Source organism: Variovorax palleresanus (assembly GCF_051144945.1).
Classification (GTDB): Bacteria; Pseudomonadota; Gammaproteobacteria; order Burkholderiales; family Burkholderiaceae_C; genus Variovorax; species Variovorax paradoxus_S.
Genome location: NZ_JBJNVP010000002.1, coordinates 5,169,489 through 5,192,164, shown reverse-complemented (window position 1 = coordinate 5,192,164; position 22,676 = coordinate 5,169,489). Strand labels below are relative to the sequence as shown.

The following is a 22,676-nucleotide window of genomic DNA, read 5'->3' as shown; positions in this document are numbered from 1 at the left end:
CGGAATTCCTGCATCGGTGCCCGGTGGCCATACTCCGGCCGGCCGAACCCGCCAGAAAATTCTAGGAACGGACCGCGTTTCCCCCGCTATCGCAAGCGAGCCAATTCAATGACTTCAGGAACCTCCATGCCACACGCCCAGCGCAGGCCCCAACGCCGACCGGGCTGCGCGCAGCAGCCCGAGCTGCGGACCAGCTCGGCCGCGTGGCTCGAAGGCGTGCTCTCGATGTTCGAGGCCGAAGGGCTCGACGTGCCTTCGCTGCTGCGGGACGCTGGGTTCGATCCCGATTCGCTGCGCCGCCAGAACGCGCGCATTCCGGTCGACGAAATCACCATGCTCTGGCAACTGGCCGTGGCGCGCGCCGGCAAGCCTTCGCTGGGCCTGCATCGCGACCTGGCCGCCACGCACAGCAAGCTGGGCACGGTCGGCCACGCCATGGCCTGCAGCCCCGATCTCGGCTCGGCCCTCGCGCGGCTGGCGCGCTACATGGCCGTGATCTCGGACGCGACGGCTTTCTCGCTGCAACCCGACCCACGCGGTTGCTGGATGGTGATGGAGCACAACGGCGGCAGCTTGCCGATACCCCGCCAGCGCGTCGAATACGCCCTCCTGACCACGCTCATGCAATGCCAATGGCTCACGCGGCGCGAACTGCAGCCGCTGGCCATGGAGTTCGTCTACCCCGCGCCGGCCAGCGACCGGCTGCACCGCGAGGCCTTCGGCTGCGACGTGCGCTTCAACGCCGCCGCGAACCGCATGCTGCTGTCGAACACCGACCTGGCCATGCCGCTGCCCACGCATCACCCCGCCCTCGGCGAAATGCAGGAGCACCTGCTGGACGACCAACTGGGCCTCCTGGGCCAGACCACGACCAGCAGCCTGGTGTGCGCCGAGATCGCGCGCCGGCTGCCGCGGGGCGAGCCGCGCCGGCAGGACGTGGCCGCCGGCCTCGGGCTGGCGGAGCGCACGCTGCAGCGGCGGCTGCAGGAAGAGTCGGTGTCGTTCCAGTCGCTGCTCGACCGCACCCGCCGCGAACTCGCGCAGCAGTACCTGGCCGAAGACCGCCACACGCTCACCGACGTGGCGGACATGCTCGGCTTCGTCGACAGCAGCAATTTCTTCCGGGCCTGCAAGCGGTGGTTCGGCCTGCCGCCCGCGCAATACCGGGCGCGGATCTGGGCGGCCCCGGCACTCGCCCACTGACCGCGCCGGGCCCTCGATGGCCCGCGCAGCAAGGGGTTACGCGCTCTGCCGGACAATCCGGGCATGAGCTTGCTTGCCGAAGACACGGTCGCCGCCGACCTGGGACTGCAATGGAAACCCGGATTCCTGGCGTTGGGGCCCGCGTTTCTCACCGAATTGCGGCCGACGCCGCTACCCGATCCCTACTGGGTGGGCCATAGCGAAGCGATGGCGCGCGAGCTTGGCTTGCCGGCCGGCTGGCGGCAATCGGACAGCACGCTGGCAGCCCTGACCGGCAACCTGTTGGTGGCGGGAACCCGGCCCTTTGCCACGGTCTACAGCGGCCACCAGTTCGGCGTCTGGGCCGGCCAGCTCGGCGACGGCCGCGCGATCATGCTGGGCGAAACGGCGGGCGGCCTCGAAGTGCAGCTCAAGGGCGCGGGCCGCACGCCCTATTCGCGCGGCGGCGACGGCCGCGCCGTGCTGCGTTCCAGCATTCGCGAATTCCTCTGCAGCGAGGCCATGCACGGCCTTGGCATACCCACCACCCGCGCGCTCTGCGTCACCGGCTCGGACGCCCCCGTGTACCGCGAAGAACCGGAAAGCGCGGCCGTGGTGACCCGCGTGGCGCCCAGCTTCATTCGCTTCGGCCACTTCGAGCACTTTGCGGCGAACCAGCGCGACGCCGAACTGCGTGCATTGGCCGACTACGTGATCGACCGCCATTACCCGACCTGCCGCACCACGGAGCGCTTCAACGGCAACGCCTATGCGGCCTTCCTGGAAACCGTGAGCGAGCGCACCGCCGCCCTGCTCGCCCAATGGCAGGCCGTGGGCTTTTGCCACGGCGTGATGAACACCGACAACATGAGCATCCTCGGGCTCACCATCGACTACGGGCCGTTCCAGTTCCTGGACGGTTTCGATCCGCGCCACATCTGCAATCACAGCGACACCAGCGGCCGCTACGCCTTCAACCAGCAGCCCAACGTGGCCTACTGGAACCTGTTCTGCCTGGCGCAGGCACTGCTGCCGCTGATCGGCGACCAGGAAATCGCGGTGGCGGCGCTGGAGTCCTACAAGACGGTGTTTCCGCGCGAGTTCGAGGGGCGCATGCGGGCCAAGCTCGGACTCACCGATTCGGCCGAGGGCGACCGCACGCTCATCGAGGGCGTGCTGAAGCTCCTGGCCGCGGAAAAGGTCGACTACACGATCTTCTGGCGCCGCCTCTCGCAGCACATGGCCGGCGGCAACGCCGAGCCGGTGCGCGACCTGTTCCTGGATCGTGCCGGTTTCGACGCCTGGCTGCTATTATTTTCGGAGCGCCACGCGCAGTCGTCGCACCCGGAAGCCGCGGATTTGATGCTCAAATCCAATCCGAAGTACGTGTTGAGGAACCACCTGGGGCAGCAAGCCATCGAAGCGGCAGGCCAAAAGGACTTCTCGGGTGTGGCAACCTTGCTGACACTGCTCCAAACCCCATCTGAAGAACATCCCGGTGCCGATGCCTATGCCGGGTTCCCGCCCGACTGGGCCTCCACGATCGCAATCAGCTGCTCATCATGACCACTCCCGCACAGAAAACCGACGCCGAATGGAAAGCCCTGCTCGCTGAAAAAGGCGCCGAGCCCGCGGCCTTCGAGGTCACGCGCCATGCCGCCACCGAGCGCCCCTTCACCGGCAAGTACGAGGCCCACTGGGAAGACGGCACCTACCATTGCATCTGCTGCGGCGCCAAGCTGTTCGAGGCCTCGGCCAAGTTCGACGCGGGTTGCGGCTGGCCCAGCTTCTCGGAAGAAGCCGTGCCGGGTGCCATCAAGAACATCGTCGACCGCTCGCACGGCATGGTGCGCACCGAAAACGTCTGCGCGAACTGCGGCGCCCACTTGGGCCACGTGTTCCCCGACGGCCCCACCGAAACCGGCCTTCGCTATTGCATGAATTCCGCCTCGCTGGACTTCCAGAAGAAATAACCAACCAGCCCTCCCCAGCGCATGAAACTGATCCTCGACTTCTTTCCGATCCTGCTGTTCTTCGGCGCCTACAAGCTGGCCGACATCTACACCGCCACCGGCGTGCTCATGGCCGCCACCGTGGTGCAGATGGGCATCATCTACGCCATGGAGCGCAAGCTGCAGGCCATGCAGAAGGCCACGCTGGTGCTGATCCTCTTGTTCGGCACGCTCACGCTGGTGCTGCACGACGACCGCTTCATCAAGTGGAAGCCCACGGTGCTCTATGGCGCCATGGCCATCGCCCTGGCGGTTGCGCTCTGGGCGCTGAAAAAGAACTTCCTCAAGATGCTGCTGGGTTCGCAACTGCAGCTGCCCGACCGCGTGTGGGGCCGCCTCAACGTGGCCTGGATCGGCTACTGCCTCTTCATGGCGATCATCAACGGCTACGTGGCGGCGTACTTCACCACCGAGGCCTGGGTCAACTTCAAGCTCTGGGGCTATGTGTTTCCGGTCGTCTTCCTGGTGGCACAGGGGCTTTACATTTCGCCGCACCTCAAGGGCGACGACAAGCCTGCCGCATGAACGTGAACCACCCCTTGCCGACGGCGCGCGACCTCGAAGCGGCGCTGCGTCAGGCGCTCCAGCCCACCGTGCTGGAAGTGATCGACGAGAGCAGCGCCCATGCGGGCCATGCCGGCGCCAACGCGGAGGGGCGCGGCACGCATTTCCGGGTTCGCGTTGCTTCCCCACTGTTCGAAGGGAAGCCCCGCGTGGCGCGCCATCGCCTTGTGTATGATGCCCTCCAAGTTTTTATCGCGCAGGGTCTGCACGCCATCGCCATCGAGGTGCTCTGAGTCGTTCGATCAGTTGCATGCCGCCATCCGTCCACATGGCCGCGGCGGCCCGCCCTCCCTTCTTCTTCGATCCGTCGTCTCATCCGCTTTCTTCCACGCGCTTTTTCCCATACGCGCATTTCCCCCAGCCTGATATTCATTCCATGAAAAAACAAATCTTGCAGGCCGTTGCGGCCGCAGCGCTGCTCGGTGCGATTCCTATGGCGGCCATGGCGCAGAACGCAGCCATCGTCAACGGCAAGCCCGTGCCCAAGGCGCGCATGGACGTGCTGGCCCAGCAGCTGGCGGCAGCCGGCCGGCCGGTTACGCCGGAAATGCAGGGCCAGCTGCGCGAGGAAGTCGTTGCGCGCGAAGTGTTCATGCAGGAAGCGCAGAAACAGGGCCTCGACGCCACCGACGACTACAAGAACCAGCTCGAACTTGCCCGCCAGGCGATCCTGATCCGCGCGCTGTTCGAGAACTACCGCAAGACCAGCCCGGTCTCGGACGCCGACGTGAAGGCCGAGTACGACAAGTTCGTGGCAGCCAACGGCGGCAAGGAATACAAGGCCCGCCACATCCTGGTCGAAACCGAAGACCAGGCCAAGAAGATCATGGCCGACCTGAAGAAGGGCGCCAAGTTCGAGGACATCGCCAAGAAGCAGAGCAAGGACCCGGGATCGGGCGCCAACGGCGGCGACCTCGACTGGGCCAACCCGGCGAGCTTCGTGCCCGAATTCTCGGAAGCGATGATCAAGCTCAAGAAGGGTGAAACCACCCCTGCCCCGATCAAGACGCAGTTCGGCTTTCACATCATCCGCGTCGACGACATCCGCCAGGCCCAGCTTCCGAAGCTGGAAGAAGTGAAGCCGCAGATCACGCAGCAGCTGCAGCAGCAGCGCCTGCAGAAGTACCAAGAGGAACTGCGCGCCAAGGCCAAGGTCGAGTAAGTCGACACGGCAAAAAGAATAGCGACCTTCGGGTCGCTTTTCTTTTGGGCAATGGCGACCGCGCCATCTGCGACACTCGCGACCTCCACGCACATCCAGCTCCAAGCCCACACGAATGCAAGCCGCAGCCTGGCCTCCCTCCGCAAAGAACTGAACGCCCCTCCGGCGCCGCGCTCCCTCATGGGATGCACGGCCCTCGGGCGTCGCCCTGCCCCGCCGCAACCGGCGGGGCCGTCGTCGTTCTTTCGTTTTGGGAAATTCCTGTGCTCACATTCAATGCACTGATGGCGCACGCCATCCCCCTGGTTCCGCGCGTCCTCGTTCAAAAGGCATCCCGTCGCTACATCGCCGGCAGCACTGTCGGCGAGGCCGTCGCACGCATTCGCAAACTCAATGCACTGGGATGCGCCGCGACCGTCGACGTACTCGGCGAAGTCGTGGCAGACATGCGCGAGGCCGAGCGCACTGCCGATGAATACATCGAGGTGCTCGACGCTGTTCATGCCCATGGACTCGACGCCAACGTGTCGGTCAAACCCTCCGCACTGGGGCTTTTGCTCGACGAAGCGCATTGCGAACACTACCTCCTGCGCATCGTCGATGCGGCGGCGCGCCACGGCAACTTCGTTCGCATCGACATGGAAGACGCAAGCTGCACGCAAAAAGAGATCGATCTGCTCGGCCGCCTGAGGCCACGACATACGAACGTCGGTCTTGTGCTTCAAGCGTACCTCAAGCGCACCTATCGCGATATCGAGCCGCTGCTCGGCCAGGGCCGAAATCTGCGGCTGTGCAAAGGCATCTATGTCGAAGACCGGCAGCATCTGGTGGACGACGCATGGCGAGACAGAAGCGCCATCAACGCACACTTCCTGCACCACGTGGGCCGTTGCTTCGATACCGGCACCTTCGTCGGTGTCGCCACGCACGACGCGGAGTTGATCGATGGCGTGACGAGGCTGGCACGCAGCCGAGATATCGATCGCTCGCGCTTTGAATTCCAGATGCTGCTCGGCGTTTGCGAGCCGTTGCGGGACCAGCTGCTGCTGGCTGGCTACGGGGTACGTATCTACGTGCCCTATGGCAAGGACTGGTACGGCTACAGCACAAGGCGCATCAAGGAGAACCCGCAAATCGCGGGCTATCTGATGCGGGCAATGCTGACGCGTTGATTGCCACGCGCCTCGGTTTCAGGCCGCCCAGGTGCCGAAGCGAAGCGGCGGCCGCATCCTCGCGCCATGCGAGCAACTGTCGGCGGATCGCGTCCTCGATCCGCGCGGCTTCCAGCACATGCCGGCTTCGCGGGTGATCGAGGTCGAGCATGCGCCGGTCAGCCCACCCAGCGGCGCGCGTTGCGCCAGATCTGCATCCACGGGCTCAGTTCGCTGCGGTCACCCGGCGTCCAGCTCATCTGGATGTTGCGGAACACACGCTCCGGGTGCGGCATCACGGCGGTGAAACGACCGTCCGGCGTGGTCACCGAAGTCAGGCCGCCTGCACTGCCGTTCGGGTTGAACGGGTACTGCTCGGTGGCCTTGCCGTGGTTGTCCACGAAGCGCATGGCCGCGATGGCCTTGGCTTGGTCGCCGCGGTGCTTGAAGTTGGCATAGCCCTCGCCGTGCGCCACCGCGATCGGCAGCCGGCTGCCGGCCATGCCTGCAAAGAAGAGGCTCGGCGATTCGAGCACTTCGACCATCGACAGGCGCGCCTCGAAGCGTTCGCTCTGGTTGGTGGTGAAGCGCGGCCAGGCTTCGGCGCCCGGGATGATGTCGGCCAGTTCGGCGAACATCTGGCAGCCGTTGCACACGCCCAGGCCGAAGGTGTCTTCGCGGCCGAAGAAGGCCTTGAACTGTTCGGCGAGCTTCGGGTTGAAGGTGATGCTGCGCGCCCAGCCGATGCCGGCGCCCAGCGTGTCGCCATAGCTGAAGCCGCCGCAGGCGACCACGCCCTTGAAGTTGGCGAGGTCCGCCCTGCCCGTCTGCAGGTCGGTCATGTGCACGTCGTAGGCCTCGAAGCCGGCTTCGGTGAAGGCGTAGGCCATCTCGACGTGCGAGTTGACGCCCTGCTCGCGCAGGATCGCGACCTTGGGGCGGGATTGGAGGATGGCGGGAGCGTTGAGGCCGTTGCCCTCACCCCTGCCCTCTCCCTGAGGGAGAGGGAGAAATACATGCATGCCGGGGTCCGAAGGCTCGCCGGCGGCGGCGTGCTCGGCGTCGGCGCAGGCCGGGTTGTCGCGCTCGCGGGCGATCTTCCAGCTGACCGAATCCCACACCTGGTGCAGGTCGTGCAGCGTGGCGCTGAACACCGACTTGGCATCGCGCCAGACTTCGAGCTTGCCCTTGCCCGCGTCCATCGTCGAGCTGGCCGGCCGGGTCTTGCCGACGAAATGGCTGTGGGCGCTGAGGCCGTGGGCGCGCAGCACCTGCATCACGTCGTTGCGCTCTGCCGTGCGCACCTGCAACACCATGCCGAGTTCTTCGTTGAACAGCGCCTTGAGCGTGAGCTCTTCGCGCCGCGCGCTGACCTGCTGCGCCCAGTTCTTGGCGTCGCCGGTTTCCATGCGGCTGTCGGAGATGCCGTCGCCTTCGGTGACCAGCATGTCGACGTTGAGGGCCACGCCCACATGGCCCGCAAAGGCCATTTCGCAGGCGGTGGCGAACAGGCCGCCGTCGCTGCGGTCGTGCATGGCCAGGATCTTGCCGTCGGCGCGCAGCGCGTTCACGGCATCGACCAGCGCCACGAGCTGCGCGGGGTCGTCGAGGTCGGGCACCACATCGCCGCTCTGGCCGAGCGTCTGCGCCAGGATGCTGCCGGCCATGCGGTGCTGGCCCCGGCCCAGGTCGATGAGCACGAGGGTGGTGTCGGCCTCTTCGGCGTCGAGCTGCGGGGTGAGCGTGCCGCGCACGTCGGCGAGCGTCGCGAATGCGGTGACGATCAGGCTGACGGGCGAGGTGACCTTCTTCGCCTCGCCGCCGTCCTTCCACTGCGTGCGCATCGACAGCGAATCCTTGCCGACCGGGATCGACACCCCCAGCGCCGGGCACAGCTCCAGGCCCACGGCCTTGACGGTTTCGTACAGCGCGGCGTCTTCGCCGGGCTCGCCGCAGGCGGCCATCCAGTTGGCCGAGAGCTTCACGCGCGAAAGCTCGATCGGCGCGGCCAGCAGGTTGGTGATGGCCTCGGCCACGGCCATACGGCCCGAAGCCGGCGCGTCGAGCGCGGCCAGCGGCGTGCGTTCGCCCATGCTCATCGCCTCGCCCGCAAAGCCCTTGTAGTCGGCCATCGTCACGGCGCAATCGGCCACGGGCACCTGCCACGGGCCGACCATCTGGTCCCGGTGGCTCAGGCCGCCCACGGTGCGGTCGCCGATGGTGATCAGGAAGCGCTTGGAGGCCACGGTCGGGTGCGAGAGCACGTCGATGGCGGCCTTTTGCAGATCGACGCCGGTGAGGTCGAGCGGCTTGAAACTGCGGGCGACGGTCTTCACGTCGCGGTGCATCTTGGGCGGCTTGCCCAGAAGCACGTCCATGGGCATGTCAACAGGCTGCACGGCGGCCCCTTCATCAGCCACCAGCAGCTGGCGCTCCTCGGTCGCCACGCCCACCACCGAGAACGGGCAGCGCTCGCGCTCGCAGAAGGCCTTGAACTGTTCGAGCGATTCCGGCGCAATGGCCAGCACGTAGCGCTCCTGGCTCTCGTTGCACCAGATTTCCTTGGGTGCCATGCCCGATTCTTCGAGGGGCACGGCGCGCAGGTCGAAGCGCGCGCCGCGGCCGGCGTCGTTGGTCAGCTCGGGGAAAGCATTGCTCAGGCCGCCCGCGCCCACGTCGTGGATCGCCAGGATCGGGTTGGTCGCGCCCTGCTGCCAGCAATGGTTGATGACCTCTTGCGCGCGGCGCTCGATTTCGGGGTTGCCGCGCTGCACCGAGTCGAAGTCGAGCTCGGCCGCGTTGGCGCCGGTCGCCATCGAGCTGGCGGCGCTGCCGCCCATGCCGATGCGCATGCCGGGGCCGCCGAGCTGGATCAGCAGCGAGCCGGCCGGGAACTGGATCTTCTTCGTCTGGGTGGCGTCGATGCTGCCGAGGCCGCCCGCGATCATGATGGGCTTGTGATAGCCGCGCTGCACGGTGTCGAGGTCGCTGGCCACCGTCTGCTCGTATTCGCGGAAGTAGCCCAGCAGGTTGGGCCGGCCGAATTCGTTGTTGAACGCGGCGCCGCCCAGCGGGCCCTCGGTCATGATCTGCAGCGGGCTCGCAATGTGTTCGGGCTTGCCGTAGTGGCCCTCTTCCGGCCAGAGCCTGGACACGGTGAAGCCGGTCAGGCCGGCCTTGGGCTTGGAGCCGCGGCCGGTGGCGCCTTCGTCGCGGATCTCGCCGCCCGCACCGGTCGAGGCGCCCGGAAACGGAGAGATGGCGGTCGGGTGGTTGTGCGTCTCCACCTTCATGAGCACATGGCTCAGGGCGCTATCTTTTTGATAGCCCTGCGAATCCGAGCGGGCGACAAAGCGCTCGATCGTCGAGCCCTCCATCACCGAGGCGTTGTCCGCATAGGCAATGACCGTGTGCTGCGGGTTCTGTTTCTCGGTGTGGCGGATCATCGAGAACAGGCTCTGCGGCTGGGCCACGCCGTCGATGGTGAAGGCGGCATTGAAGATCTTGTGGCGGCAGTGCTCGCTGTTGGCCTGCGCGAACATCATCAGTTCGACGTCGCTCGGGTTGCGCCCGAGCCGGGTAAAGGCCTCGACCAAGTAGTCGATCTCGTCCTCGGCCAGTGCCAGGCCGAAACCCGTGTTGGCCGCCACCAGCGCGGCGCGGCCGCCGCCCTGCACGTCGACCAGCGCCATCGGCTGGGCCGGCAACTCGCTGAAGAGGCTCGCGGCCTGCTCCGCCGTGGCCAGCACCGATTCGGTCATGCGGTCGTGCAGCGGCCCGGCCACGGCGGCGAGCAGGTCGCCTTCGAGCACGGGCGCCTTGCCGATCAGCGGCGCCTTGAGCCTCAGGTGGTATTGCGTGACCCGCTCGACGCGGCGCAGCGCAAGCCCGCAGTTGTGGGCAATGTCGGTGGCCTTGGAAGCCCAGGGCGACACGGTGCCCAGGCGGGGGGTGACGACCACGGAGGTACCGGCCTTGGCCAGTGCCTCGAAGGGCTCGCCATAGGTCAGGAGCGCAGCGAAGCGGTCGCGGTCGGCTGCGTCCAGGGCGGCATCGGTGACCACCAGGTGCACGAAGCGGGCGGCAATGCCTTCGATGCGGGGCTCGATGGCCTGCAGCTTGGGCAGCAGCTGCCGTGCGCGGAAATCGCTGAGTGCGCTGCCGCCCTCGAACATGGTTACGACAGGAAGGGCTTGAGGTGCGGGCTGCGTCACGGTCGATGGGGCCTCGGGGGCCGCGTTGGGAATCAAGAAAATCGAGGCGGACGGCCGCTGACTGGGGCCATCCGCGTTAACCCGGGATTTTAGGCCAACGCCGGGCCGTCCCGAGTCGGCCGCCCCCTTGGGGGCAGCGGGGACACGAAGTGCCCCGCGTTGGGGGCAGGCTCATTCTTCCAATGGGATAATTCCGGGATGAGCATTACCTACAAAGACGCTGCGGGCATCGAAGCCATGCGCGTCGCCTGCCGCCTGGCTTCCGAGGTGCTGGACTACCTCACGCCCCTCATCAAGCCCGGCATCACCACGAACGACGTCGACCGGCTGGCGGCCGAATACATGGTCAAGCAGGGCACCACCTCGGCCACCGTGGGCTACATGGGCGCCAGCAGCGTCCCGTTCCCGAAGTCGCTCTGCACCTCGGTCAACCACGTGGTGTGCCACGGCATTCCGAATGACAAGCCCTTGAAGAAGGGCGACATCATGAACGTCGACGTGACCGTCATCAAGGACGGCTGGTTCGGCGACAACAGCCGCATGTACATCATCGGCGACGCTTCCATTGCCGCCAAGCGCCTGTGCCACATCACTTTCGAAGCCATGTGGCACGGCATCATGCAGGTGCGCCCGGGCGCGCATTTGGGCGACGTGGGCTACGCCATCCAGAAGTTCGCCGAAGGCCAGGGCTATTCGGTGGTGCGCGAGTTTTGCGGCCACGGCGTGGGCCAGCGCTTCCATGAAGAGCCGCAGGTGCTGCACTACGGCCGCCCGGGCACGCTCGAAGAACTCAAGCCCGGCATGATCTTCACCATCGAGCCGATGATCAATGCCGGCAAGCGCGAGGTGAAGGAAGACTTCAGGGGCGGCCAGTACGACGGCTGGACCATCGTCACACGCGACCATTCGCTGTCGGCGCAATGGGAACACACGGTGCTGGTCACCGAAACGGGCTACGAGGTGCTCACGCTGTCCGAAGGCAGCCCACCCCTGCCCTCGTTCGTCACTTCCACGAAAACGTGAGCCGCGCGAGCGGCGCACGGCCCCGGACAAAGCCGTCGTGATCGAACCAGCCAAGATCGACGTCGCCGCGCTTCGCGAAGCCTATCGCGCGAAGAAGCTGGCGCTGTTCGATACCCTGCGCTTTGCGCGCGCGCCCACGCGCAGCGTGCACACCGTGCTGCGCCAGCTGTCGGCGCTGGCCGACCAGACACTGTGCGCGCTCTGGCGGGACGCCGACTTCGGCGACTCGCTCACGCTGGCGGCCGTGGGCGGCTTCGGCCGCGGCGAGCTGTTTCCGTATTCCGACGTCGACGTGCTGCTGCTGCTGCCGCCCGAGGGCCACGCCAGCGAAATCGATCCAGCGCGCATCGAGGCCTTCATCGGCCAATGCTGGGACGCCGGGCTTGAAATCGGCTCCAGCGTGCGCACGGTCGAAGAGTGCCTGGCTGAAGCCGAGAAGGACGTCACGGTCCAGACCTCGCTGCTCGAATCGCGCTTCGTCGCGGGCAACAAGAAGCTGTTCGTGGCGTTCCGCAGGCGCTTTGCGCGGGCCATCGATCCTCAGGCTTTCTTTGTCGCCAAGTCGCAGGAAATGCGGCATCGCCACCAGAAGTACGACAGCACACCTTACGCGCTGGAGCCCAACTGCAAGGAATCGCCGGGCGGCCTGCGCGACCTGCAGACCATTCTCTGGATGACCAAGGCCGCGGGCTTCGGCAACCGCTGGGACGACTTGGCCAAGAACGGCCTGGCAACCTCCTTCGAGGCGCAGCAGATCAAGCGCAACGAAGCCCTGCTCTCGCTGATCCGCGCGCGCCTGCACGTGATTGCCAAGCGGCGCGAAGACCGCCTGGTGTTCGACCTGCAGACGGCCGTGGCCGCGAGCTTCGGCTATGAAGGCGAATCGCAGCGCAAGTCGAGCGAGGCGCTGATGCGGCGCTACTACTGGGCGGCCAAGGCGGTGTCGCAGCTCAACCAGATCCTGCTGCTCAACATCGCGGAGCGGCTGCAGCCGGTGGACGAGCAGCACACGCCCATCAACGAGCGCTTCTTCGAGCGCGCCGGCCTGATCGAGATTGCGAGCGACGATCTCTACGAGCGCGAGCCGCACGCCATTCTCGAGACCTTTCTTCTCTACCAGAAGACCATCGGCGTGCAGGGCCTGTCGGCCCGCACGCTGCGCGCGCTCTACAACGCGCGCCACGTGATGGACAGCAAGTTCCGCAACGATCCGGTCAACCATCAGACCTTCATGCGCATCCTGCTGCAGCCCTACGGCATCACGCATGCGTTCAGGCTCATGAATCAGACCTCGGTGCTGGGGCGCTACCTGCGAGTGTTCCGCAGCATCGTGGGACAGATGCAGCACGACCTGTTCCACGTCTACACGGTGGACCAGCACATCCTGATGGTGCTGCGCAACGTACGGCGCTTCTTCATTGCCGAGCACGCGCACGAATACCCGTTCTGCTCGCAGCTCGCGGCCGGCTGGGACAAGCCGTGGATCCTCTACGTGGCCGCGCTCTTCCACGACATTGCCAAGGGCCGCGGCGGCGACCATTCCACGCTCGGCGCGCGCGACGTGCAGCGCTTCTGCAAGCAGCACGGCATTGCGCGCGAAGACGCGAAGCTGATCGAATTCCTCGTCGCCGAACACCTGGTGATGAGCCAGGTGGCGCAGAAGCAGGACCTGAGCGACCCCGAGGTGATCGGTGCCTTCGCCAAGCGCGTGGGCAACGAGCGTTACCTCACAGCGCTCTACCTGCTGACGGTGGCCGACATCCGGGGCACATCGCCGCGCGTGTGGAATGCCTGGAAGGGCAAGCTGCTCGAAGACCTGTACCGCTACACCCTGCGCGCACTGGGCGGGCGCATGCCCGACCCCGACGCCGAGGTGGAATTGCGCAAGCGCGAAGCACTGGTGCAGCTGGCGCTGCATGCCCAGCGCTTCGAGGCCCACAAGGCGCTGTGGGACACGCTCGACGTGGGCTACTTCATGCGCCACGACGCCACCGAGATCGCCTGGCACGCCAAGCAGCTCTCGCGCTTCGTGCCGCCGCCCAACGTGCCCGTCGATCCCAAGGCGGCGCCAGTAGTGCGGGCTCATCTTTCACCGGTGGGCGAAGGCCTGCAAGTGGTGGTCTACACGCCCGACCAGCCCGACCTGTTCGCGCGCATCTGCGGTTATTTCGACCAGTCGTCGTTCAACATTCTTGACGCGAAAGTACACACCACGAGCAACGGCTACGCGCTCGACACCTTCCAGGTGGTGACCACTTTCCAGCCCGACCATTACCGCGACCTCATCAGCATGGTCGAGTCGGGCCTTGCGCACACGCTGACCGAAGCCGGCCCCCTGCCCTCGCCGAGCGTGGGACGCGTGTCGCGCCGCGTGCGCAGTTTCCCGATCAAGCCGCGCATCAGCCTGCTGCCCGACGACAAGGCGCAGCGCTGGCTGCTCAACATCTCGGCCAGCGACCGCGCGGGGCTTTTGTATTCGGTGGCGCGCGTGCTCGCACGGCACCACCTGAACCTGCAGCTCGCCAAGATCACGACCCTGGGCGAGCGCGTGGAAGACACCTTCCTGATCAGCGGGCCCGAACTGCAGGGCCAGAAGACGCAGCTGGCGATCGAGACCGAGCTGATGGAAGCGCTGGCGTCTTAGGGCTGTTAGCGCCAGGCCGCTTTCCGCTTGTTTCATTCGCAGGCGCATCCTGCGGCATGATGTTGTCGACTTGATTCAACTCGAACGGCAACACCCGACATGAGCCAGAAAACCAATCCCCTCGCAGGCCAGCCCGCACCGCTGGACCTGCTGGTCAATGTTCCGCGCCTTATCTCCGCCTATTACACGGGCCGGCCCGATCCCTCGGTCGCCGCGCAGCGCGTGGCCTTCGGAACCTCGGGGCATCGCGGCTCCTCCTTCGACAACGCATTCAACGAATGGCATGTGCTGGCGATGAGCCAGGCCATTGCCGACCATCGGCGCCAGAAAGGAATCGACGGCCCGTTGTTCCTCGGCATCGACACGCATGCGCTCTCCACGCCGGCATTCAACAGCGCGGTGGAAGTGCTCGCGGCCAACGGCGTCGAGCTGATGCTGTCGAAGGACGACGAGTACACGCCCACGCCGGCCATCTCGCATGCCATCCTGGTCTACAACCGCGGGCGCACGACCGGGCTGGCAGACGGCATCGTGATCACGCCTTCGCACAATCCACCCGAAAGCGGCGGCTTCAAGTACAACCCGCCCAACGGCGGACCGGCGGGCACCGACATTACCTCCGCGGTCGAGGCCGCGGCCAATGGCTTTCTTGCAGGCGGGCTGCAGGGTGTGAAGCGCATGCCGCTCGCGCAGGCGCTGCGCGCTTCGACCACGCACCGGCACGACTACGTCAACACCTATGTCGAAGACCTGGCGCAGGTGCTCGACATGGACGCCATCCGTGGCGTGGAGATCGACCTGGGCGTGGATCCCCTGGGCGGCGCCGGCGTGCACTACTGGCCCGCCATCGCCGAGCGCTACAAGCTCGAGCGTCTTGAAGTTCTCAGCCAGGAGGTCGACCCCACCTTCCGCTTCATGTCGCTCGACTGGGACGGCCGCATCCGCATGGACCCGTCCTCGCCCGACGCGATGCACAAGCTGATCGCGCTGAAAGACCGCTTCGGCATCGCCTTTGCCTGCGACACCGACCACGACCGCCACGGCGTGGTCGCGCGCAGCGCGGGCCTGATGCAGCCGAACAGCTATCTCGCGGTGATGATCGACTACCTCTTCACGCACCGTCCGCAGTGGCCGGCGCAAGCGGCCGTCGGCAAGACGGTGGTGAGCAGCCAGATGATCGACCGCGTCACGGCCCGGCTCGGCCGCAAGCTCCACGAGGTGCCGGTGGGCTTCAAGTGGTTCGTCGACGGGCTGGTGGACGGCTCGCTGGGCTTCGGCGGCGAGGAAAGCGCGGGGGCAACCTTCCTGCGTTTCGACGGCTCGGCATGGACCACCGACAAGGACGGCATCGTGCCCGCGTTGCTCTCGGCCGAGATTGCCGCACGCACCGGGCGCGACCCGGGCGAACGCTACGCCGAGTTGACGCAGGCGCTGGGCCAGCCGGTGTCCGACCGCGTCGATGCGGCGGCCACCGTCGAACAGAAAAAGAAGCTGTCGAATCTGTCGCCGCAGCAGGTCAGCTCGACTGAACTCGCGGGCGACAAGATCGAGGCCGTGCTGAGCCATGCGCCGGGCAACGGCGCGGCCATCGGCGGCGTGAAGGTCGTCACCGGCAACGGCTGGTTCGCCGCGCGGCCCTCCGGCACCGAGAACATCTACAAGATCTACGGCGAAAGCTTCAAGGGTGCGGAGCACCTGGGCCGCATCCTCGAGGAAGCGCAGCAACTGGTGGACAAGGCGCTGTCGGCGGGCTGACAACCCGAAGAAGGGCAACCGGTCAGCGGGTGCCCTCTCCCAGCCGCCGCTCCAGCCACACGCTGTAGCGCGAGAGCCCGAAGCACAGCACCCAGTACACCGCCGCAATGAAGAGGTAGCCCTCGAGGTAGAACGGCCGCCAGGTCGGGTCGCCGCCGAGCGCCAGGCCCAGCGCGCCGGTGAGTTCGAACAGGCCGACCACCGTGACCAGCGAAGTGTCTTTCAGCGTGCCGACCACGTTGTTGGTCAGCGCAGGCACCACGAGCCGCAACGCCTGCGGCAGCACGATGTCCCGCTGCACGGGCCAGCGTCCGAAGCCCAGCGCCATCGCCACCTCGGTCTGCCCGCGCGGCACGGCCTGCAGGCCGCCGCGGATGATCTCGGCCAGGTAGGCCGCCACGAACAGCGCCAAGCCCGCGAGCACGCGCACCAGCACGTCGGGTTGCCAGCCGGCGGGCCACAGCAGCGGCAGCAGGAACGAGGCCATGAACAGCACCGAGATCAACGGCACGCCGCGCACCAGCTCGATGTAGCTCGCGCTCAGCGTGCGGACCACCGGCCAGCCCGAGCGGCGCCCGAGCGCCAGCAGCAGTGCCAGCGGAAAGGCCAGCGCCAGGCCCACCACCGCGAGGCCGATGGTGAGCGGCAGTCCGCCCCAGCGGCTCGTCGGCACGGCGTGGAGGCCGAGCGCGCCGCCGCGCATCAGCAGCACGAAGAGCAGCAGCGCCACCGCCCAGAGCGGCAGCAGCCACCAGCGCCAGCTGCGCGGCCAGGCGCTCAGCACCGTGACGGCCGACAGCACGACCACTGCGACGGCCGGGCGCCATTGCTCTTCATAGGGGAAGCGGCCGAACAGCATCGGCCGCCATTTCTCAGCCACGACGCCCCAGCAAGCGCCGTGCTGCAGCGCGCGGCAGGCTTCGGCATCGGGCCGGAACACCGCGTGCACCACGCCCCATTCGACGGCATGGAAGCCGCCCCATGCGAGCAGCGCGAGCAGCACCACGGTGGCCAGTGCGCGCAGCGGCGAACCCCAGAGTTCACTGCGCCAGGCGATGGGCCCTTGCGCGACGTTTCTCATCGCCAGCCTCGCAGCGCAACGCGCGCGTTGTAGCGGTTCATGCCGAAGGAGATGACGAGCGACAGCAGCAGGTAGACCGCCATGATGATCGCGATGCACTCGAAGGCACGGCCGTTCGAGCCGATGGTGGTGTTGGCTACCGACACCAGTTCCGGGTAGCCCACGGCCACCGCAAGCGACGAATTCTTGGTGAGGCTCAGCAGCTGGTTGGTGAGCGAAGGCACGATCACCCGCAGCGCCTGCGGCAGGATCACGATGCGAAGCTGCTGCACCGACGTCAGGCCCAACGCCTGCCCGGCCAGCACCTGCCCTTGCGATACGGAGAGGATGCCGGCGCGCACGATCTCGGCCACGAAAGCCGCGGAGTAGAAGGAAAGCCCCGCAACGATGGTCACGTATTCCGGGCTCAGTGCCGCGCCGCCGCTCACGCCGAAGTCGCCCTTCTCGGGCCATTCGAAGTGCGTGGGCCACCAGCCGCCTTCGCCCGACGCGGGCCAAGGCACGCTGAGCCCGCCCTTGCTGAGCCACACGCCGGGGAGCAGGCGCACGGGCTCGGTCGGGTCGGGCAGCAGGTTGGCCATGGCAAAAGCCAGCATCAGCAACTGCACCAGCAGCGGCACGTTGCGCAGCAGTTCGACGTACGCGGTGCAGATGCCGCGCAACAGCACGTGCGGCGCCAGCCGGCCGATGCCGATCAAGGTGCCGAGCACAACCGAAAAAATGGCGGCGGGCACCGAGGCGCGCACCGTGTTGATCAGGCCCGCGACAAAGGCGCGCCAGAACGGCTGGCTGGCGTCGAAATCGAGCCAGCCTTCGCTGATCGAGAAGCCCGCGGGCTCCGTCAAGAAGTCGAATCCGGAACGAACGCCGCGCGAGCGCAGCACTTCGAGCGCATGGTGCACCACCCAGAAGGCGCCGGCCACGACGGCCAGCACCAGCAGCGCCTGGACGATCCAGGCCAGCCAGGCGCCGCGGCGCGAGGCCCCGCCGCTCATCGAACCGGGGGTGCGTAGATCAGGCCGCCCTTGTTCCAGAGGTTGTTGGAGCCGCGCGGCAGCTTGAGCACCGACTTCGGCCCGACGTTGCGTTCGAACATTTCGCCGTAGTTGCCCACGGCCTTGATGGCGCGGAACGACCAGTCCTTGTCGAGGCCCAGCAGCTTGCCCAGGTCTTCACCGGAGCCGACCAGGCGCTGCTGCCCCGGGTCCTTGCTGTTGGCCTTGAGCTCGTCGGCATTGGCCTGCGTGACGCCGAACTCTTCGGCCTCGATGAGCGCATTGGGCACCCACTTGGCAATGGCAAACCATTCGTCGTCGCCGCGGCGCACCAGCGGCGCGAGCGGCTCCTTCGAAATCAGCTCGGGCAGGATGACGTAGTCGTCGGGGTTCGGCGCTTCCTTGTTGCGCAGGCCCGCCAGCGCCGAGGCGTCGGTGGTGAAAGCCTGGCAGCGGCCGGAGAAGAAGGCCTTGAACGAAGCCTCGAAGCTTTCGAAGACGACGGTCTTGACCGGGATGTTCTGTGCACGAAAGTAGTCGGACACGTTCTTCTCGTTGGTGGTGCCCGACTGCGTGCAGATGGTGGCATTCTTGAGCTGCTTGGCGCTCGTCACCTTGAGCTTCTTCGGCACCAGGAAGCCCTGGCCGTCGTAGTAGGTGATGGTGGTGAAGTTGAAGCCCAGCGACGCGTCGCGCGTGAGCGTCCAGGTGGTGTTGCGCGCGAGGATGTCGATCTCGCCGGCCTGCAGGGCCGAGAAGCGCTGCTGCGAATTGAGCGGCACGAAGTCGACCTTCTTCGGGTCGCCCAGCACGGCCGCCGCAATCGCACGGCAGGTATCGACGTCCAGGCCGGACCAGTTGCCCTGTGTGTCGGGCGCGGAAAAACCGGCCACGCCATTGGTCACGCCGCACTTGACGGTACCGCGCTGCTTGACGGCATCGAGGGTCTTGCCGGCAAAGGCGGGAGCGGCCGCGGCAAGCGCCACGACGGATGCGGCCGCGGCCAGCGCGGGACGGAATCGGCTTTTCATTGGTGTGTTCTCCTCAACAGTAGGCAAAAGGCAGTGTACGGGGCTGCGCGCCACTCTGCCAAAGAACGGACGGTTGGATGCATATGCCCCACGTCGCTCGCGGCAGGCTTTTCTCGGTCGCTGCATTCACTAACATATGGCCCTTCAATCACTCTCTCACCAGGAAACTGTTCATGACCAAATCCGACGACACCGGCAAGCTCGTTCTGCGCGTTGCACTCGGCATCCTCATCCTGTTGCATGGCATTGCGAAGGTCGGCGGCAAGGGCGTCGACGGCATTGGCGGCATGCTGGCGTCCCATGGGCTGCCGGCGGCCTTGGCATACCTCACCTATGTCGGAGAAATCGTCGCGCCGGTGTTGCTCATCGTGGGGCTGTTCACGCGGCCGGCGGCGTTGATCGTCGCGATCAACATGGTGGTGGCGATCTGGCTGGTGCACCAGAAGGACCTGGGCGCGCTGAACGGCCAGGGCGGCTGGGCGCTGGAGCTGCAGGGCATGTACCTGTTCTCCGCTATTGCCATCAGCCTGTTCGGCGGCGGCCGCTTCGGCCTGGGCGGCAGGTACAACTAAGCTCATGAGCCGGCCCGCGCGCCGGCTTTTTCTTTTCAGTCGTCGTCGTTGGCGTCGAGTCCTGGAAACAGGACGTCGGTGTAGCCGAAGCGTGAGAAATCGCGCACCCTCATCGGGTAGAGCTTGCCCAGCAGGTGATCGACCTCGTGCTGAACCACGCGCGCATGAAAACCGCTGGCGACGCGGTCGATGGGATCGCCATAGGGGTCGAAGCCGGTGTAGCGGATGTTCGCAAAGCGCGGCACCACGCCGCGAAGGCCCGGCACCGACAGGCACCCTTCCCAGCCCTCTTCTTCCTCTTCGCCGATCGGGGTGATGACCGGGTTCAGAAGCACGGTGCGAGGCACCGGGGGGGCGTCGGGGTAGCGGGGATTGACGACATCGGTGCCGAAGATCACGAGCTGCTGGTCGACGCCGATCTGCGGCGCGGCCAACCCAGCGCCGTTGACCGCAAGCATCGTCTCGAACATGTCGCGCACCAGCAGGTGCAGTTCGTCGGTATCGAAGGCGGCCACCGGCTGCGCAATGCGCAGCAGCCGGGGATCGCCCATTTTCAGGATTTCGCGGATGGCCATGGCGGGATTATCGCGACCGCCAGGGCCGCTCACCGGCCCACCTTTCGAGAATCAGGGTGGGGTTTGACCCTTGGAGTCGGGCGACGTATACAGCTTCTGATCGCCGCGCGGCGGCTGCGACCGGTACTGCGGCAACGGCGAACCGCCCGACGGCGCCACGGCCGCACCACCGGAATGGCGGCCACCGCCGCCCCAACCCGGACGCGACGGCACGGGCACCGGCACAGGCACTGGCCGCGCGACAGGATAGCCCGGCCTGCCGTAGTAAGGCCGCCCGCCGTCGTAGTATGGCCGCCCGCCGTAGTAAGGACGGCGGCCTTCGTAGTAGCCGCCGCCTTCGATGTAGACGGGCGCCGGCTGAACGACCACCGGATTGTCGTAATACGGCTGCGAGTAGCCCCCGCTGTAATAGGGTTCGGCAGGAACGCCCACGCAGCCGCCGAGCAGCGCAAAGCCGCCGATGGCGACGCAAGTACCGAGAACACGAATCTTTTGCATAAGGGACTCCTTGTCAGCCTTCTGTTTTATCAACGCCAGCTTGTAGACCCTGTTGACTGCGCCGGTGTGAAGTCACGTAACGAGCGGTAAGAACACCGCGCCGGCGCCCTCTTTTCAACCCGGGACGCCATTGGCGAGTATGTCCAGCATCCCCGCCTCGTCGATCACATTGACGCCAATCTCACGAGCCTTGTCGAGCTTGCTGCCTGCCTCCTCCCCGGCCACCAGGTAGCTTGTCTTCTTGCTGACCGAGCCTGCCACCTTGGCACCGGCGGCTTCCAATTTATCCTTCGCCTCGTCCCTGCTGAGCGTAGGAAGGGTGCCGGTGATCACGAAGGTCAAGCCCGCCAGCGGCTTGGGAGCGCGCGCAGCGGGTTCGCCCTCTTCCCACGTCAGCCCGCAGGCCCGCAGCTGCTCGACCACTTCGCGGTTGTGCGGCTGGTCGAAGAAGGTTCGCAGGCTCTGCGCGACCACCGGGCCGACGTCGTTGACCTCGAGCAACTGCTCCTCGGTCGCGTCCATGATCGCGTCGAGCTTGCCGAAATGCTTGGCCAGGTCTTTTGCGGTGCTCTCGCCCACATGCCGGATGCCAAGGCCGAACAGGAAGCGCGGCAGGGTGGTCTTCTTGGAGGCCTCGAGCGCATCGACGATGTTCCTGGCCGACTTTTCGGCCATGCGGTCCAGGCCCGCCAGCGTCGTGAAGCCGAGCCTGTAGAGGTCGGGCAAGGTGCGGATCAGGTTGGCATCGACCAGTTGCTCGACCAGCTTGTCGCCGAGCCCGTCGATGTCGACCGCGCGGCGGGCCGCAAAGTGCAGGATGGCTTCCTTGCGCTGGGCCCCGCAGAACAGGCCACCGGTGCAGCGGTAGTCGACCTCCCCTTCTTCGCGCAGCGCCTCCGAGCCGCACACCGGGCACTGGTGCGGCATGGTGAACAGCGGACCGCGCTCGGTGTCGGGCCTGGCCAGGCTCTCCGGCACCACGCCGACCACTTCGGGAATCACGTCGCCGGCGCGGCGCACGATGACCTTGTCGCCCACGCGCACATCCTTGCGGCGCGCTTCGTCTTCGTTGTGCAGCGTGGCGTTGGTCACGGTCACGCCACCGACGAAGACCGGCGCGAGCTTGGCCACCGGTGTGAGCTTGCCGGTGCGGCCAACCTGCACCTCGATGCCGAGCACGTCGGTGATCTGCTCCTGCGCCGGGTACTTGTGCGCCACGGCCCAGCGCGGCTCGCGCGAGACGAAGCCCAGCCGACGCTGCAACTCGAGGCTGTCGACCTTGTAGACCACGCCGTCGATGTCGTAGGGCAAGGCGTCGCGCTGGCGCCCGATGTTCTCGTGGAACGCTATCAACTCAATAGCACCTCTTGCCCGCGCAGTCTGCTTCGCCACCGGGAATCCCCACGCGTCGAACTGCTGCAGCCAATCGAACTGGGTCGAGAATTCCGGCCCGCCTTCGCTGGCGGGCGTGACTTCGCCCAGGCCATAGGCAAAAAAGCTCAGCGGGCGCGCCGCCGCAATGGCCGGATCGAGCTGGCGCACCGCGCCGGCCGCTGCGTTGCGCGGGTTGACGAACACTTTCTCGTTCTTCTGCCCGGCCGCGATCTTTTCGCGCTGGCGCTCGTTGAGTGATTCGAAGTCGGCGCGCTTCATGTAGATCTCGCCGCGTACTTCGACCACGGGCGGTGCCTTGCCTTCGAGCCGCAGCGGAATCTCGCGCACCGTGCGGATGTTCTGCGTGACCTCTTCGCCGACTTCGCCGTCACCGCGCGTGGCGGCCTGCACCAGCACGCCGTGCTCGTAACGCAGGTTCATGGCCAGGCCGTCGAACTTGAGCTCGCAGACGTACTCGACCTGCGGTCCGTCTTCGGCCAGGCCGAGCTCCTTGCGCACGCGGGCGTCGAAGGCGCTGGCGCCACCAGGCGTGATGTCGGTCTCGGTGCGAATCGACAGCATGGGCACCCTGTGGCGCACCTTGGTGAAGCCGTCGAGCACCTTGCCGCCCACGCGCTGCGTCGGCGAATCGGGGGTGCGCAAATCGGGAAATTCTGCCTCGAGGGCCTGCAGCCGCTGGAACAGCCTGTCGTACTCCGCGTCGGGCAGTTCGGGCGCGTCGAGCACGTAATAGAGGTGAGCGTGGCGGTGAAGCTGTTCGCTCAGTGCGGCGGCTTCGCGTGCCGCTTCGTCGCGCGTTGTCATGGGTGTCTCCCGAACGAT

The 22,676-nt window shown here is 66.5% G+C and carries 18 protein-coding genes; 11 read left to right on the top strand and 7 right to left on the bottom strand.

What is annotated here, in order from left to right:
- Positions 1 to 126: 126 nt before the first annotated feature.
- From ACJ7Z0_RS28390 to ACJ7Z0_RS28360, 7 genes are all read left to right on the top strand, one after another.
- A complete protein-coding gene (locus ACJ7Z0_RS28390) occupies positions 127 to 1,203 on the top strand; it encodes an AraC family transcriptional regulator (protein ID WP_434792520.1) in 1,077 nt (358 codons plus the stop codon).
- Between the two features lie 63 nt (positions 1,204 to 1,266).
- Positions 1,267 to 2,748, top strand: a complete 1,482-nt coding sequence (locus ACJ7Z0_RS28385) for a protein adenylyltransferase SelO (protein ID WP_434792519.1) — start codon at positions 1,267 to 1,269, stop codon at positions 2,746 to 2,748.
- A complete protein-coding gene (gene msrB / locus ACJ7Z0_RS28380) occupies positions 2,745 to 3,155 on the top strand; it encodes a peptide-methionine (R)-S-oxide reductase MsrB (RefSeq protein ID WP_431131236.1) in 411 nt (136 codons plus the stop codon). Before ACJ7Z0_RS28385 ends, msrB begins: the two co-directional genes overlap by 4 nt.
- Positions 3,156 to 3,176: 21 nt before the next feature.
- Positions 3,177 to 3,719 carry a septation protein A gene (locus ACJ7Z0_RS28375; protein ID WP_431131234.1) on the top strand — a complete coding sequence of 181 codons (543 nt, stop codon included), beginning with the start codon at positions 3,177 to 3,179 and terminating at the stop codon, positions 3,717 to 3,719.
- Positions 3,716 to 3,991: a BolA family protein gene (locus tag ACJ7Z0_RS28370; protein ID WP_434792518.1), complete on the top strand. Its 276-nt coding sequence runs from the start codon at positions 3,716 to 3,718 to the stop codon at positions 3,989 to 3,991. The genes ACJ7Z0_RS28375 and ACJ7Z0_RS28370 overlap by 4 nt, the downstream gene beginning before the upstream one ends.
- 143 nt (positions 3,992 to 4,134) lie before the next feature.
- The gene (locus tag ACJ7Z0_RS28365) at positions 4,135 to 4,920 is read left to right on the top strand and encodes a peptidylprolyl isomerase (RefSeq protein ID WP_431131230.1); all 786 of its coding nucleotides are present in this window, start codon (positions 4,135 to 4,137) and stop codon (positions 4,918 to 4,920) included.
- A 284-nt stretch (positions 4,921 to 5,204) separates the two neighbouring features.
- Positions 5,205 to 6,092, top strand: a complete 888-nt coding sequence (locus tag ACJ7Z0_RS28360) for a proline dehydrogenase family protein (protein WP_434792517.1) — start codon at positions 5,205 to 5,207, stop codon at positions 6,090 to 6,092.
- A gap of 158 nt (positions 6,093 to 6,250) precedes the next feature.
- Here ACJ7Z0_RS28360 and purL read toward each other — a convergent pair whose 3' ends face one another.
- Positions 6,251 to 10,246, bottom strand: coding sequence for a phosphoribosylformylglycinamidine synthase (purL, locus tag ACJ7Z0_RS28355; protein ID WP_434792737.1), 3,996 nt, complete (start codon positions 10,244 to 10,246; stop codon positions 6,251 to 6,253).
- A gap of 237 nt (positions 10,247 to 10,483) precedes the next feature.
- Between purL and map the strand changes: the two genes are divergently transcribed.
- From map to pgm, 3 genes are all read left to right on the top strand, one after another.
- A complete protein-coding gene (gene map, locus ACJ7Z0_RS28350; RefSeq protein WP_431131226.1) occupies positions 10,484 to 11,308 on the top strand; it encodes a type I methionyl aminopeptidase in 825 nt (274 codons plus the stop codon).
- A gap of 37 nt (positions 11,309 to 11,345) precedes the next feature.
- Positions 11,346 to 13,952, top strand: a complete 2,607-nt coding sequence (locus tag ACJ7Z0_RS28345; protein ID WP_434792516.1) for a [protein-PII] uridylyltransferase — start codon at positions 11,346 to 11,348, stop codon at positions 13,950 to 13,952.
- Positions 13,953 to 14,051: 99 nt separating this feature from the next.
- Positions 14,052 to 15,707, top strand: coding sequence for a phosphoglucomutase (alpha-D-glucose-1,6-bisphosphate-dependent) (gene pgm / locus ACJ7Z0_RS28340; protein WP_434792515.1), 1,656 nt, complete (start codon positions 14,052 to 14,054; stop codon positions 15,705 to 15,707).
- A gap of 22 nt (positions 15,708 to 15,729) precedes the next feature.
- Here pgm and ACJ7Z0_RS28335 read toward each other — a convergent pair whose 3' ends face one another.
- Genes ACJ7Z0_RS28335 through ACJ7Z0_RS28325 form a run of 3 tightly spaced genes read right to left on the bottom strand, consistent with a single transcriptional unit; the run spans position 15,730 to position 18,814 of the window.
- The gene (locus tag ACJ7Z0_RS28335) at positions 15,730 to 16,788 is read right to left on the bottom strand and encodes an amino acid ABC transporter permease (RefSeq protein WP_434792514.1); all 1,059 of its coding nucleotides are present in this window, start codon (positions 16,786 to 16,788) and stop codon (positions 15,730 to 15,732) included.
- On the bottom strand, positions 16,785 to 17,783 hold the full coding sequence (locus ACJ7Z0_RS28330; protein ID WP_434792513.1) for an amino acid ABC transporter permease: 999 nt from the start codon (positions 17,781 to 17,783) through the stop codon (positions 16,785 to 16,787). The genes ACJ7Z0_RS28335 and ACJ7Z0_RS28330 overlap by 4 nt, the downstream gene beginning before the upstream one ends.
- Positions 17,780 to 18,814 carry an amino acid ABC transporter substrate-binding protein gene (locus tag ACJ7Z0_RS28325; protein ID WP_434792512.1) on the bottom strand — a complete coding sequence of 345 codons (1,035 nt, stop codon included), beginning with the start codon at positions 18,812 to 18,814 and terminating at the stop codon, positions 17,780 to 17,782. The genes ACJ7Z0_RS28330 and ACJ7Z0_RS28325 overlap by 4 nt, the downstream gene beginning before the upstream one ends.
- Positions 18,815 to 18,987: 173 nt before the next feature.
- Between ACJ7Z0_RS28325 and ACJ7Z0_RS28320 the strand changes: the two genes are divergently transcribed.
- Positions 18,988 to 19,386, top strand: coding sequence for a DoxX family protein (locus tag ACJ7Z0_RS28320; protein WP_434792511.1), 399 nt, complete (start codon positions 18,988 to 18,990; stop codon positions 19,384 to 19,386).
- A gap of 35 nt (positions 19,387 to 19,421) precedes the next feature.
- On the opposite strand, the gene def is transcribed toward ACJ7Z0_RS28320, so the two are convergent.
- The 3 genes from def to ligA form a co-directional block, all read right to left on the bottom strand.
- Entirely contained in the window at positions 19,422 to 19,961 is a 540-nt protein-coding gene (gene def, locus ACJ7Z0_RS28315) for a peptide deformylase (RefSeq protein ID WP_319432483.1), read from the bottom strand.
- A gap of 51 nt (positions 19,962 to 20,012) precedes the next feature.
- Entirely contained in the window at positions 20,013 to 20,459 is a 447-nt protein-coding gene (locus ACJ7Z0_RS28310) for a hypothetical protein (protein WP_434792510.1), read from the bottom strand.
- A 114-nt stretch (positions 20,460 to 20,573) separates the two neighbouring features.
- Positions 20,574 to 22,658: an NAD-dependent DNA ligase LigA gene (ligA, locus tag ACJ7Z0_RS28305; RefSeq protein WP_434792509.1), complete on the bottom strand. Its 2,085-nt coding sequence runs from the start codon at positions 22,656 to 22,658 to the stop codon at positions 20,574 to 20,576.
- Positions 22,659 to 22,676: the final 18 nt, after the last annotated feature.

Bases quoted from the DNA above. Each gene is read 5' to 3' on its own strand.
- ACJ7Z0_RS28390 (WP_434792520.1), top strand. From the start codon at position 127: ATGCCACACGCCCAGCGCAGGCCCCAACGCCGACCGGGCTGCGCGCAG.
- ACJ7Z0_RS28385 (WP_434792519.1), top strand. From the start codon at position 1,267: ATGAGCTTGCTTGCCGAAGACACGGTCGCCGCCGACCTGGGACTGCAA.
- msrB (WP_431131236.1), top strand. From the start codon at position 2,745: ATGACCACTCCCGCACAGAAAACCGACGCCGAATGGAAAGCCCTGCTC.
- ACJ7Z0_RS28375 (WP_431131234.1), top strand. From the start codon at position 3,177: ATGAAACTGATCCTCGACTTCTTTCCGATCCTGCTGTTCTTCGGCGCC.
- ACJ7Z0_RS28370 (WP_434792518.1), top strand. From the start codon at position 3,716: ATGAACGTGAACCACCCCTTGCCGACGGCGCGCGACCTCGAAGCGGCG.
- ACJ7Z0_RS28365 (WP_431131230.1), top strand. From the start codon at position 4,135: ATGAAAAAACAAATCTTGCAGGCCGTTGCGGCCGCAGCGCTGCTCGGT.
- ACJ7Z0_RS28360 (WP_434792517.1), top strand. From the start codon at position 5,205: ATGGCGCACGCCATCCCCCTGGTTCCGCGCGTCCTCGTTCAAAAGGCA.
- purL (WP_434792737.1), bottom strand. From the start codon at position 10,246: ATGTTCGAGGGCGGCAGCGCACTCAGCGATTTCCGCGCACGGCAGCTG.
- map (WP_431131226.1), top strand. From the start codon at position 10,484: ATGAGCATTACCTACAAAGACGCTGCGGGCATCGAAGCCATGCGCGTC.
- pgm (WP_434792515.1), top strand. From the start codon at position 14,052: ATGAGCCAGAAAACCAATCCCCTCGCAGGCCAGCCCGCACCGCTGGAC.
- ACJ7Z0_RS28335 (WP_434792514.1), bottom strand. From the start codon at position 16,788: ATGAGAAACGTCGCGCAAGGGCCCATCGCCTGGCGCAGTGAACTCTGG.
- ACJ7Z0_RS28330 (WP_434792513.1), bottom strand. From the start codon at position 17,783: ATGAGCGGCGGGGCCTCGCGCCGCGGCGCCTGGCTGGCCTGGATCGTC.
- ACJ7Z0_RS28325 (WP_434792512.1), bottom strand. From the start codon at position 18,814: ATGAAAAGCCGATTCCGTCCCGCGCTGGCCGCGGCCGCATCCGTCGTG.
- ACJ7Z0_RS28320 (WP_434792511.1), top strand. From the start codon at position 18,988: ATGACCAAATCCGACGACACCGGCAAGCTCGTTCTGCGCGTTGCACTC.
- def (WP_319432483.1), bottom strand. From the start codon at position 19,961: ATGGCCATCCGCGAAATCCTGAAAATGGGCGATCCCCGGCTGCTGCGC.
- ACJ7Z0_RS28310 (WP_434792510.1), bottom strand. From the start codon at position 20,459: ATGCAAAAGATTCGTGTTCTCGGTACTTGCGTCGCCATCGGCGGCTTT.
- ligA (WP_434792509.1), bottom strand. From the start codon at position 22,658: ATGACAACGCGCGACGAAGCGGCACGCGAAGCCGCCGCACTGAGCGAA.